The sequence below is a fragment of the Methylobacterium sp. D54C genome, assembly GCF_053345595.1.
Genome location: NZ_JBKFAK010000011.1, coordinates 145,226 through 156,394, shown reverse-complemented (window position 1 = coordinate 156,394; position 11,169 = coordinate 145,226). Strand labels below are relative to the sequence as shown.

Below are 11,169 nucleotides of genomic sequence, written 5' to 3'. Positions count from 1 at the left end.
GTCGCTGGCGTCGAAGGCGTAGCCGGCGTTGATACCGAAGTAGGCGCCGGTCCAGGTGAAGACCGGGACGGGGGTGAACACCGGCGGCGGGGCGGCGCGGCGCGGCAGGTCGGCGGCCGAGGCGGCGGCGGTGAGGGCCGTGAAGGCGGCCAGCGAGGCCAGGAGCTTGGTCATGTCGGTTCCCCGAATGTGTGATCTGGCGGTGTGGCTACCGATCACCGGGGGAAATAGCTGTAGTTTTGAGGTCACACCGCCTGTCGAAGGCCCGAAATGCCAGAGTAAAGCATCCTTCAAGACGCGACGAAGCGCCGAAATACAGCGCGCATTACGCGGGTGAGCGCGACAACAACGCGGCGGCGTTTTGGTTGCATCGACATGTCGGGTCGGCACCGGGTGTGACGGGTGCGCCACACCCGGTGCCGGTGGGCCGCCGGACGGCGCGGCGGCGATCCCGGTCGCTCCCGCGGGATCCCGACACCGGCCTGGGCGACCCGGCAAGGTGCCGGAACGCCCCCGCTGCCGCGAGACAGCTTTTCATCCCGCGGATCCCGATCGAGGGTCCGATCACCCGCGCGTCCCGGGCCTCGATCCGAAGTTATGACTCCTGTTACCAACGGGAAAATAGATGGACTCGACAGTCGTCGTCGCGACGACCGCGCGATGGGAACCGGGCGCCATGCATGTGAGAGTTCGCCTCGACGGCGCGAACCCGCGGCGCTGGCACGTCGCGCTGCTGGACCGGCTGTCCGGCCTGCCGGGCATCGCGGCGGTGAGCGTCGACGCCGCGCCCGGTCCGGAGGAGTGGCCGGCACAGGCCGACCTGCTGTTCCGCCTGGAGGCCCTGATCTTCCGGCTGGCGCCGAACGGGTCGGGGCCCGTGCCGCCCGCGGATCTCGCGGCCTGGACCCGTCCCGGGACCCCGGACCTCGTGCTCGACCTGTGCGGCGACGCGGCCGCCGCCTGCCCGGTCTGGCGCGTGGCCTACGACGGCGGCCTCGGCGAGACCGGCCTGCTCGCGAGCCTGCTCGCCGGCCGGGTCCCGCAGCTCGACCTCCTCGAAGGCGGCACCGTCGTCGCCGCGGGTCGCCTCGGCTCGGACTACCGGGGTTCCATCGCCGTCTCGTTCGAGGATGCCCTGTCGCGCACGGCGACGCTCGTCGCCGCCGCCCTGCGGGCCCGGTCGGACGGCCGCGCCTTCGCGGCGACGCCCGGCGCGGCCGCGGCCGCGCCCGCCCGTCCGGGGCGGATCCTGGCGTCCCGGCCGGCGCGGCTCGTCGCCCGGAGCCTCGTCGGCCGCCTGTACAGGCTGTGCTACCACGCCCCACACTGGCGCACCGGGTGGCGGACCCTCCGCGGGCCGGACCTCGTCGCGCTGGGCTGCCATCCCGCGGAGGGCTGGCAGGTGCTGCCCGACGACGGGCGGCGCTTCTACGCCGACCCGTTCCCCCTCGCGGTCGACGGGACGACCCACGTCTTCGTGGAGGAGTTTCCGCACGCGACCGGCAAGGCGATCATCTCGGCGGTCCGCTTCGGGCCGGACGGGCCCGAGGGGCCGCCCGTCCCGGTGCTGGAGGAGCCGCACCACCTCTCCTACCCGTTCGTGTTCGCGCGCGCGGGCTCCGTCTGGATGGTGCCGGAGAGTTCCGCGGCCGGCACGGTCGATCTCTACCGGGCGACCCGCTATCCGGGCGGCTGGGTGAAAGAGGCGACGCTCCTCTCCGGCGTGGTCGCGAGCGACGCGACGCTCCTCGAGCACGGCGGCCGCTGGTGGATGTTCGCCACCGTCCGGGACGCGCCCGTCGGCGCCCCGCCCGGATCGGGCTGCCACCACGACGCGCTGTATCTCTGGTCCGCGCCCGACTTCCGGGGGCCGTACGCGCCGCATCCGGCCAATCCCGTGCTGGTCGACCCGTCCTTCGCCCGGCCCGCGGGCCGGATCGTCGCGCGCGACGGGGTCCTGATCCGGCCGGTCCAGGATTGCGCCCACGGTTACGGACGCGCCCTGTCGCTGGCGCGCATCGACCGGCTCGACCCGGAGGGGTTCGCCCAGACCATCCTCGACCGGATCGAGCCCGGCCCGGCCTGGCCCGGCAGCTGCCTCCACACGCTCAACACGGGCGGCGGGATCGAGTGCATCGACGGCTCCGGTCGGGCCTCGCGTCTCAGGGCTTATCTGAGCGCGCGGTCCGGCGCCTAGGCCGGGCCGCGGCGGAAGCTCGGCCGTCCGGAACCAGCCGCCGCGATCCGTGTTCGCTCACGAACGCGGAGACCCGTTGCCCCCATGATCATGATCCTCATCTGCTTTCTCGCGCCGTGGCTCGCCATGTTCCTGCGCGGAAAGGTGTTTCAGGGCATCCTCTGCATCATCCTCCACCTGACGATCATCGGATGGATCCCGGCGACGATCTGGGCGCTCGTCGTCACCCGCAAGGAAACGGCCTGACCGGGGCGGCCTGACCGGGGCGGCCTGACCGGGGCGGAGCGGCCGGGATCGGCGGCTTCGTCGCGCGGTCCGATCCCCGCATACGGGAACGGCGGGGCTCTCGCCCCGCCGCTCACGCCGTCCGTCGGGTAATCCGTCCCCGGGCGGCCCCGAGGGCCGCCGCGGCTCAGAAGCCCATCAGCACCCCGGCCGAGCCGGTCACCGTCATCGCGAGGCCGCCCAGGAAAGCGCCGATCATCGCGTAGGAGAAGCCCTTCAGGACCATGTCGTGCACTCCTTTCATCAAGCGGCGGGTCCTCAGCCGGACCCGGTCGGTTCGTCTGCAATGATGATGCCGGATCGGCCGGGCGCGTGCGGTGCGAAGAGTCACGCTGCACCGCGGAACCGTTCGGCGCGCGCTCAGGCGGCGACGGTCAGCGGACGTGCCGCCGGGGCCGTCTCGCTCACGCGAAATGGGCCGGCAGGCTGAGGGCCTGCGCGTAGGTCACGAGCGCGACCGCGCCGGCGATCAGGGTCGCCACCAGGGCGATGCGGTTGGTCCAGGTCATCGTCGTCTCCATCGGGTTCGCGACTGTGTTCGCGGTGTGATCCCGATGTACGCTCAAGCTTTCGGGCCCGGCGTGTCCCGGAACACCCGCGGTCGCCGGAGCCGCTCGGAACCGCCGCGCGCGGGCCGCTCCCGGCCACCCGGAAATCGCGAGCGGCGCCCCGTCGGCCCTAGGCGGATTGCGGCCCCGACGCGCCGTCCTTCGCCGCGGCGCGCAGGGCGGCCGGGCGCGCCCGGCAGCGGTCCAGATAGGCATCGAGGGCCGCGCTCGCCGGGAAGGCCGCGCGGCCAAAGCCCAGGGCGCTGCCGATCAGGATGTCGGCGCCGGAGAACCGCGCGCCCATCACGTAGGGGCCGCGCGCCAGGGCGGCTTCCAGGCGGTCGACCACCGCCGCGTGGTTCCGGCGCTTCTGCGGCGATCCCGCGAGCTCACCCGTCAGGCCGGCGAACAGCGCGGGCTCGAACTCGGCGACGTACCAGGCCAGCCACGTCAGGTACGCGCCGCGCTCGGGGGCGCCCACCGCCGGCGCCAAGCCGGCTTCGGGGAACGTCTCCGCCAGGTAGAGCACGATGGCCTGGGACTCGGTGACCAGACCGCCCGCGTGCAGGACGGCCGGGACGCGCTTGTCGGGATGCGGGTTGGCGGCGTCCGGCACGCCCTCGCCCGTCATCGGCCGGAAGATCGAGACCGGCGCGATGGTGTAGGGCACCCCCATCTCCTCCAAGAGCCAGACGATGCGCGAGGAGCGCGATTGCGGGGCGTGGTACAGGGTGATCATGGCGCGGTTCCTGTCGGCACGGCGCGCGGGATGGCCGTGGCGGGAGGACTTGTAGGGACGCCCTGCTGACAGCATTCTGTCAGCAGGAGTCGGTGGATGCGGCGCGCGGACAGGCTGTTTCAGATCATCCAGATCCTGCGCCGCTCGCCGCGCCCGGTGACGGCCGCCGCGATCGCCCGGGAGCTGGAGGTCTCGGTCCGCACGGTCTACCGCGACGTCGCCGACCTCGTCGGCCAGCGCGTGCCGATTCAGGGCGAGGCCGGGCTCGGCTACGTGCTCGGCGAGGCGTTCGACATGCCGCCGCTGATGCTGACGCCCGACGAGATCGAGGCGGCCGTCCTCGGCGCGCAGTGGGTCGCGGGACGGGGTGAGCCGGTCCTCGCCAAGGCGGCGCGCGATCTCATCGCCAAGATCACCGCCGTGGTCCCCGAGCGCCTGCGCCCGCTCATCGCCGATCCGTCGATCGGCACGCCGACGGCGTTCGCGCAGGCCGCGGACGGGATCGACGTCGCCCGCGCGCGGACCTGGATCCGCGAGGGCCGCAAGATCCGCATCCAGTACCGCGACGTCCGCGGCGATCCGAGCCGGCGCGTGATCTGGCCGGTGATCGTCGGGTTCTTCGATCAGGCCCGGATGGTGGCCGGCTGGTGCGAGCTGCGCGGGGCGTTCCGGCACTTCCGCACGGACCGGATCACGGACGCCGAGTTCCTGGAGGAGCGGCACGGCCTCCGGCCCGCCGTCCTGCGGGCGCGCTGGAAGCGGAGCCTGCCGGACCGGCAGGAGGCGGCGAACCCCGCCGCGCCGGCCGCGCCGTAGGGGCGGATGACAGGGCCACACGGAAAGACCTGGCGACCCCGGTAGGGCTCGAACCTACGACCTGCCGCTTAGAAGGCAGTGTTCCCTATTGCCTTGAGACCTCTTTCGGGCGTAAGCCCCCCAAGGGAAAGCGGCGCATGGTGCCGGTCGTAAATCGTTGTTATATCGTGCAAAATGGAAGTTAAGTCGAGTTAGCTTCCATCGCGATTTCGGCCAAACGCAAGGAAAGGCGTTGCGATCCAGCGAGATGCTTGATTCTATCGAGCTGTCCCAGGGCTGTCCGAGCTCGGGGCCACCAGTAGCCCAGGGAACGCCATGGCAAGTGAGCGCAAGGAGATCCGCCAGTCGACCATCGACAAGGCCCGGCGGGACGCCTCTGAGGGGCAGAGGCGCGAGATCGTCGACATCGGCGGCAAGGGGCTTGTCCTGAGGGTCCAGCCTTCGGGATGCGTGTGGCAGGCTCGCGTGCAGCATCGGCGTCGGCCTCATCGGGTCACCATCGGTCCGGTGGACATCTGGAGCCTCGCCCAAGCCCGCGAGGCCAGCCGCAACATCCACTGGCACGTCAAGTCCGACTACGGCGTACCCGACGCCCGTTGGATGAAGGAGTTGCACGACCGCCTGCTGTGGGTGGACAGGTCGCAGGAGCGCAACGGGGATGACGACCCGAAGGACCCTCGGCCTGGGCGCTCGTTGGTCCGTCCTCGCGAGGAGCGCCTGACATCCTGGACATTCCGCCAGGCCCGGGCGGCTTGGGGAGTCCATCTGGAGGCGGAGGTGAGCGTGGGCGACCTGTCGCCCGAAACGGTTCGGAACTACCTCGGGATCATGGGCTGCCCGGCCATGCGGACCCTCGATGACCGTCGGGTCGCCCACATCACCGACGTTGATGTCGACAAGGTCGTCCAGGGCTTGGTGAAGGAGGGCAAGCGTTCCACCGCGCGGGACGTCGCGCGGGTGAGCAAGCGCATGTGGAAGTGGCTCTACAGGCCGGCGAACCGCGAGTCGTCTGGCGTCGCGGTCAGCGGCACGCTCGACGATGTCCAGTCCCCGAAGCTCGGCAACGTGAAGAAGCGCCAGCGTTTCCCGAAGGTGGAGCAACTCGGCCTCGTGGTCGCGACGGCACGCAGCGGCGCCCTCGACCCGGTCATCGGCGCGGCGCTCGAATTGCTCGCATGGTCGGCCCAACGGCGGCTCACGGTGGTGCGCGCCCATGTCGACGAGTTCGGTGACTGGGACGGGCGACCCGGCTGGGGCCTGTGGCGCGTCGGCCATCGAAAGGTTCACAAGGATGGCAACGGCACGGTCGCCCATACGGTCCCGCTGCCGCCGCCGGCATGGGAGCGGGTTCGCGAGCACTTGGCCTGGAATGGGGTGAATGCCTCGGGCTCGGAGTGGTTGTTCCCCGCACGGCGCGACGCCAAGCTCGGCCAAGCTTCCAAGGCCGGGCACTTGGAGGAGGGAACCCTGACGAAGGTGCTCCCGACCATTCCCGGGGCCGATATGAGTCCGCACGACGTCCGACGCTGTTTCTCGACGGCGCTCTCGGTGGCCGGCCACCACCTGACCTTCATCGGCTACGTCATGGACCACTTCTCTCTCGGGTCCGTCACCACGCGCGACGAGAACGGGATGACGCGCCACTACACGGACGCTGAGATGATCGCCTTCAAGACGCCGGTCATGGAGGCGTGGCAGCGGTTGCTGGAGCCAGCCGTGCAATCCGCGACGCTTCCCCCGCTGCCTGAACTCAAGGCCGAGATCGTGCGCCTGAGGAATGAGCGGCGTGGCACCAGCAAGCCGCGCGAGAAGGCGAGGCTCAAGGTCATCAACGATGCAGCGTATGCAGAAGGGCGCACGCATCGTCAGCGCAAGCGGACCGACACCGCCCGACCGAGCGAGAGCATCTGACCGGTCAGAATTCAACCTGGGGCGCACCGCCAACATGACGTCGGGCGCCTTTGCAAGGTCGCGCCAGACCATGCCGCGGGCCAACGGCCGCCCATCTGATATCAGGTCCCGGGGGGAAGTGGCCGTTCGGTCCCCGAGACGTCGTGGCTAGGGTTCGGGGCCTCGTGTTTGAAGGCTGTGCATGACGCGCCGAATGCGCGGCCAGGATGGCAACCGGGCATCCAACTTCGCGTTCGTCCGGATGTGATCATGGCATCCTCATAAGAGGCGCGATGAGGAGGAGGCAGCGATGGCATCCCAGGACGAGCCGACCCACCTCGACATCCATGACCGGTCCAGCCGCCAATCTTACGCCCGGCTGTTCGGTGTCACGGAGGAACAGCTTCGCAAGGCGGCGCGCCTCGTTGGCACCCGTGTGAAGACATTGCGAAGCCACCTCGCGCGCTGATGCGGACGCACGGCAGCTCACGCCCGCTGTGTGTCGCCCAGCGCGCTCACCCGCTCTGTCGATCAAGCTGCCCATCGCCCGAGAGTCGCGTTCGAAGCACTGGCTGACGGGTCGGCATTAACGGCATGCTTCTCGAAGGACGCCTTCGCGGGGGGATCCCAGCGCCGGTAGTGCATGAACACGAGCCAGCAGACGGCGACGAGCGGGAAGCCGACGAGGAGCAAACAGAGAGGCAGACCGCACAGCCCCGCCAGGACCAATGCCATCTTCGCCGGCGCGAACGGGGATTCCTTGCGGTAGGCATCCTCGTGGTTCGTCTTCAAGCCGTAGAGGAGCGCCATGTGCCCCTCCCCGCGCCCGGAGAGGAAGAGGTGGACGAGTTCGCCCTGCGTCTCCCGGAACAGGCTGTCGATCTCGTTGTGCATGATCACCCGGCCGAGGAAGTGGCGCTTCCCGTCCGGCATCACGACCTTCACTCCGTTATGGATGACGAACTCGCTGCCCATCTCGACGACGCCCGTGTCGATGACCTGGGCTCGGACATTCCATCTTGCCATCGTGCGGCCTCAAGCGATTGAATTCGGGATCACAGGTCGCCGTACTCGCGGAAGCGCAGGACGGCATGGCCACCGCTGGCGGACATTCCGGTCACGGCACAGTCGTCGGGGGCACGCCGAGGCGCCATCCCGCGCAAGACGATATCGGACCCCTTCCTGGTGCCGGTGACCGCGTAGGGGGCAGGCTCGCAGCCGGCCTTGAAGGCGTACGCGGTGCCGGACACAGGCCCGCCCGCGGCGAAGGTCCCCTTGAAGAGAAGCGTTCCCTGCCCGACCACGCCGCGCATGCCGGGCCTTGGGTCGTCGTACCGGATCTCACCGGCCCTTTCGTCCACCAGCACGAGGCTGCCATTATGCGTGTACGCGGTGCCCTTCGACTCGCCCACCACAGGGGCTGCAGGGTTTGGCGGCGGCCCACCGGCGGCGACCCGTGCACCGGCCGTCACCCGACCCGAAGCGAGGTCGATCCAGTAGCGCTGCGTGCCCGTGAGGCAGCAGCGGGCATCCCCCGGCATGAAGGCGGCCATGGAGAAGCTCGCGGTGCCCTTGTCGAAGGTTACGCCTGTCGGCCCCTCGCCGTAGATGCCCTCGACCTTTCGGACGAACGTCCAGTCCGGTCCTGCACGCCGGAACTGACCGACCGCCAGCGACACGGCGTTGCCGACAGCCGGCGTGTAGGCGACGAAGGCCAACCCGGTGCCGGCGTCGTCATAGAAAGCCCGCAGGGCGAGGATCCGGCCCGCATCACAGGCCTGATCGACCCCGTTCACGTCGGTGCAGACGATGTCGCGGCCCCCGGCGAACCACTGCTCGATTGCAGCCTTCGCCGGGCCAGCGGTCGCAAGCCCGCCGGCTACCTGTCCATGTGCCGACATCGTCGTGATGCCCAGGGCGAACAGGGCGATGCCGGGGTAGCCCCATGCATTCCCTGGCTGACGCCGGGGGATCATCGGACGCCTCCCAGGGGCGCCGTTCCGTTCGTATGCCCGATCAGAGTTCGGGGGCAGGCGTTTCCGGGCAAGGCCACATCCTGGCGGCGACCTCCCGCTCCTCGGGGCCCATCAGGTCCGTGTAGATGGAGGTGGTCGCGATGTCGGCGTGACCGAGCCATCGCTGCAACAAGTTCAGCGGGACACCCGACCGCACCGCGTGGACCCCGAAGCCGTGCCTCAGCCCCTTCGGCGAGGCGGCGTGACCTCCGACGTGCGCGAGTTCCATGACCTCCTTGACCTGACGCCACGCGGTCGTGCGCCCGATGGGCCAGAGCCGCGCGGTCGAGGGGCCGGCGCCATGCACGTGCGCCAGCATGTCTAGGAACGCCCGGGGCACAGGCACCTCGCGTACGATGCCGTCGCGGCGTTTCTTCAGGCAGCGCACCGACACCAGGCCGCAGTCGGGATCCAAGTCGCCGTAGGTCGTCCCGAGCGCCTCGCTGATACGGCATCCCGTCCAGGCCAGCATCAGGCAGAGCGTCTCGATCTGTGGAGGCCGGGTGGCGGCCGCGGCGATGAAGCGAGCCCTCTCGCCGTGGTTGACGTACTTGCGCCGCCCTCCGAGCGTGTGGAGGGAGAAGACACGGACCGGCATCTTGCGGACCATCACAGCGCGTCCTTGAGGCGAACAGGATTTCCAATTCTGTTCCGCGCCCTGGAAAGGGACCATGCCGTCGAGGAGATGGCGCCCCCGGAAGCAAGCGTTAAGCTTTGGTGTTCTAGGGTTTGCCCAGTGATCGCAGGAGCTTGAACAGAATTGGAAATTCTGTTCCGCGAGCGAAGGCCGACGAATCGGTCCCGGCCGGCTGGATCGGGCTGTCGACGCTCCCGGTACCACGGTCGCTAGCTCCATTTGGATAAACGTGGCTCGCTTCCGACGGTGAGGCGGACCGGACGCACCAATGCGGCTACAGCGGGAGACTTGTCGCGAGATCTCACGCCGTGCGACAGCAGAGACATCGCGTCGATCTCCCCCGGTTGTAACCCAATCATATTCGAATGATTACAATTATCAATAAATTGCTTGCCAGCTATTGGCGCGATGCTCGCGCAACGATCCTCGTGGTGGTCGCCTCCACCGTCGTCGGGGCCTTGGCCGCCATCGCCGCGCCGTACCTGTTTTCGCGGGCCGTCGACGACCTCGCCAAGGGAGGGCAGCGGACCGATGTCCTGCCGATCCTCATGTCCTACGCACTCTTGTTCGGGTGCGCGAAGGCCTTTGGGATGGGGTCGCGATTCTTGATCTTCCTGTGCGCCGAGCGCCTCTCGTTCATCGCCAACACGGCCTTCTTCGGCAGGCTGCTACGCAAGACGCCGGCGTTCTTCCTGGAGCACAACGCTGCCGAGATCGGCACAGCGCGCCAGCAGGGGACGCAGACCCTCAACACCATCACGCAGCTCGGGCTCGGAGGCCTGCTGCCTGGCTGCGTCCAGATCGCCTTCAGCGTCCTCCTGCTGGGCAAGCTCGTGAGCTGGGACATCGCGCTGATCGTGTTCGTCTACGGGGCTGTCGTGGTCTCCGTGGATTACCTTCGCGTCGGCCGCGTGAGAGGATCCCTCAATGCGGCCATGGACCGGAGCCAGGCGAACGCGAGCCTCGTCGGCAACGCGGTCGCCGTCATCGACACGCTGCGCCAGACGCGCGGGGAGGCGTGGGTCACGCAGCGGTTCACCGCCAGCGCGGGCGAGGCTTTCGCCCAGTGGAGGCGCTACGCCATCGTGAGCAGCGCCTTCTGCGGCGCCCTGGGCGTCGCCGCGGCCTCGCAACTGGCTGTCACGTTCCTGATCCTCGTGCCGCGCTACGAGGCCGGCCTCATCTCGATTGGCGGCGTCGTTCTCTTCAACACGCTCCTGATCCAGCTGAACGAGCCGTTCCACCTGATCGGCATAGCGATCAAGGAGACGGTGGAGGCCGCCGCCCGCTTCCGTCCCCTCGCGACGATGTGGGGCGCCCCCGAGGAAGTCGAGCCCACGGATCCGCTGCCCTACCGTCCGTCCGAGGGCATCGTCGCCTTTGAGAACGTGACCTTCCGACACCCGAACGGACGGGGTGTCTCGGGCGTGTCCTTTGTCGCCCGGCGGGGAACGCCGACCTTCCTCGTCGGCGAGACCGGCTCCGGCAAGTCCACCGTCCTGCGCCTGCTGTTGAAGGGCTTGCGGCCGACTACCGGGCGCGTCCTCGCCGACGGCCTCGATCTCGCGCGGGTGACGAGCGAGGACTGGTTCGCGCATGTCGGCGTCGTGCCGCAGGACGTAACGCTCCTCAACGACACCCTGTCCGTGAACATCGTGCTCGGCCGCCCGTACGACGCCGCCCGGCTGCGCCGCGCCGCCGCGAGCGCCTCCATCCTCGCGCGCATCGATGCGATGCCGGACGGGTTCGATACGGTCGTGGGCGAGCGCGGGCTCAAGCTGTCCGGCGGCGAGCGCCAACGCATCGCGATCGCCCGCGCCCTCTACGGCGAACCGTCTATCCTCCTCCTCGACGAGGCGAGCTCGGCGCTCGACGACGATACCGAGAGGCAGATCATGGATGGCCTGCGCTACGTATCCCACCGCCTGACAGTCATCGCGGTCACCCACCGGACCTCGATGATTCGGCCCGGCGACCAAGTCATCAACTTGGAGGCACGAGGCTGACGACCGAATCGAGTCGGCGGTCTGCCGCAGCACGAC

At 69.4% G+C, this 11,169-nt stretch carries 10 protein-coding genes and 1 pseudogene; 6 read left to right on the top strand and 5 right to left on the bottom strand.

Annotated features, from left to right (window positions below; genetic code table 11):
• Positions 1 to 174, bottom strand: a pseudogene (locus ACLBYB_RS20725) (porin family protein); the annotation flags it as partial.
• A 502-nt stretch (positions 175 to 676) separates the two neighbouring features.
• Between ACLBYB_RS20725 and ACLBYB_RS20720 the strand changes: the two are divergent.
• Positions 677 to 2,197 carry a glucosamine inositolphosphorylceramide transferase family protein gene (locus ACLBYB_RS20720; RefSeq protein ID WP_447699904.1) on the top strand — a complete coding sequence of 507 codons (1,521 nt, stop codon included), beginning with the start codon at positions 677 to 679 and terminating at the stop codon, positions 2,195 to 2,197.
• Positions 2,198 to 2,281: 84 nt separating this feature from the next.
• Positions 2,282 to 2,443, top strand: a complete 162-nt coding sequence (locus tag ACLBYB_RS20715) for a YqaE/Pmp3 family membrane protein (protein ID WP_020096541.1) — start codon at positions 2,282 to 2,284, stop codon at positions 2,441 to 2,443.
• 717 nt (positions 2,444 to 3,160) lie between these two features.
• Here the strand turns inward: ACLBYB_RS20715 and ACLBYB_RS20710 are convergent.
• Positions 3,161 to 3,769 carry a glutathione S-transferase family protein gene (locus ACLBYB_RS20710; RefSeq protein ID WP_447699903.1) on the bottom strand — a complete coding sequence of 203 codons (609 nt, stop codon included), beginning with the start codon at positions 3,767 to 3,769 and terminating at the stop codon, positions 3,161 to 3,163.
• Positions 3,770 to 3,865: 96 nt separating this feature from the next.
• On the opposite strand from ACLBYB_RS20710, the gene ACLBYB_RS20705 reads away from it, so the two are divergent.
• From ACLBYB_RS20705 to ACLBYB_RS20695, 3 genes are all read left to right on the top strand, one after another.
• Positions 3,866 to 4,585 carry a helix-turn-helix transcriptional regulator gene (locus ACLBYB_RS20705; RefSeq protein WP_447699902.1) on the top strand — a complete coding sequence of 240 codons (720 nt, stop codon included), beginning with the start codon at positions 3,866 to 3,868 and terminating at the stop codon, positions 4,583 to 4,585.
• 315 nt (positions 4,586 to 4,900) lie between these two features.
• Positions 4,901 to 6,496 carry a tyrosine-type recombinase/integrase gene (locus tag ACLBYB_RS20700; RefSeq protein WP_447699901.1) on the top strand — a complete coding sequence of 532 codons (1,596 nt, stop codon included), beginning with the start codon at positions 4,901 to 4,903 and terminating at the stop codon, positions 6,494 to 6,496.
• A gap of 289 nt (positions 6,497 to 6,785) precedes the next feature.
• Positions 6,786 to 6,944, top strand: coding sequence for a DUF3606 domain-containing protein (locus tag ACLBYB_RS20695; RefSeq protein WP_447699900.1), 159 nt, complete (start codon positions 6,786 to 6,788; stop codon positions 6,942 to 6,944).
• A 62-nt stretch (positions 6,945 to 7,006) separates the two neighbouring features.
• Here the strand turns inward: ACLBYB_RS20695 and ACLBYB_RS20690 are convergent, their stop codons facing one another.
• The 3 genes from ACLBYB_RS20690 to ACLBYB_RS20680 are packed head-to-tail and all read right to left on the bottom strand — an operon-like array spanning position 7,007 to position 9,100.
• Positions 7,007 to 7,501 (bottom strand): hypothetical protein, encoded by a 495-nt coding sequence (locus tag ACLBYB_RS20690; RefSeq protein WP_447699899.1) that lies wholly within the window; start codon positions 7,499 to 7,501, stop codon positions 7,007 to 7,009.
• 29 nt (positions 7,502 to 7,530) lie between these two features.
• A complete protein-coding gene (locus tag ACLBYB_RS20685) occupies positions 7,531 to 8,451 on the bottom strand; it encodes a hypothetical protein (RefSeq protein WP_447699898.1) in 921 nt (306 codons plus the stop codon).
• A 40-nt stretch (positions 8,452 to 8,491) separates the two neighbouring features.
• Positions 8,492 to 9,100: a tyrosine-type recombinase/integrase gene (locus ACLBYB_RS20680; protein ID WP_447699897.1), complete on the bottom strand. Its 609-nt coding sequence runs from the start codon at positions 9,098 to 9,100 to the stop codon at positions 8,492 to 8,494.
• A gap of 458 nt (positions 9,101 to 9,558) precedes the next feature.
• Here ACLBYB_RS20680 and ACLBYB_RS20675 point away from each other — a divergent pair, with 458 nt between their 5' ends.
• Positions 9,559 to 11,133, top strand: a complete 1,575-nt coding sequence (locus ACLBYB_RS20675) for an ABC transporter ATP-binding protein (RefSeq protein WP_447699896.1) — start codon at positions 9,559 to 9,561, stop codon at positions 11,131 to 11,133.
• Positions 11,134 to 11,169 lie beyond the last annotated feature (36 nt).

What these genes read in the sequence shown, in the direction of transcription:
- ACLBYB_RS20720 (WP_447699904.1), top strand. Translation starts at nt 677, where the DNA reads ATGCATGTGAGAGTTCGCCTCGACGGCGCGAACCCGCGGCGCTGGCAC.
- ACLBYB_RS20715 (WP_020096541.1), top strand. Translation starts at nt 2,282, where the DNA reads ATGATCATGATCCTCATCTGCTTTCTCGCGCCGTGGCTCGCCATGTTC.
- ACLBYB_RS20710 (WP_447699903.1), bottom strand. Translation starts at nt 3,769, where the DNA reads ATGATCACCCTGTACCACGCCCCGCAATCGCGCTCCTCGCGCATCGTC.
- ACLBYB_RS20705 (WP_447699902.1), top strand. Translation starts at nt 3,866, where the DNA reads ATGCGGCGCGCGGACAGGCTGTTTCAGATCATCCAGATCCTGCGCCGC.
- ACLBYB_RS20700 (WP_447699901.1), top strand. Translation starts at nt 4,901, where the DNA reads ATGGCAAGTGAGCGCAAGGAGATCCGCCAGTCGACCATCGACAAGGCC.
- ACLBYB_RS20695 (WP_447699900.1), top strand. Translation starts at nt 6,786, where the DNA reads ATGGCATCCCAGGACGAGCCGACCCACCTCGACATCCATGACCGGTCC.
- ACLBYB_RS20690 (WP_447699899.1), bottom strand. Translation starts at nt 7,501, where the DNA reads ATGGCAAGATGGAATGTCCGAGCCCAGGTCATCGACACGGGCGTCGTC.
- ACLBYB_RS20685 (WP_447699898.1), bottom strand. Translation starts at nt 8,451, where the DNA reads ATGATCCCCCGGCGTCAGCCAGGGAATGCATGGGGCTACCCCGGCATC.
- ACLBYB_RS20680 (WP_447699897.1), bottom strand. Translation starts at nt 9,100, where the DNA reads ATGGTCCGCAAGATGCCGGTCCGTGTCTTCTCCCTCCACACGCTCGGA.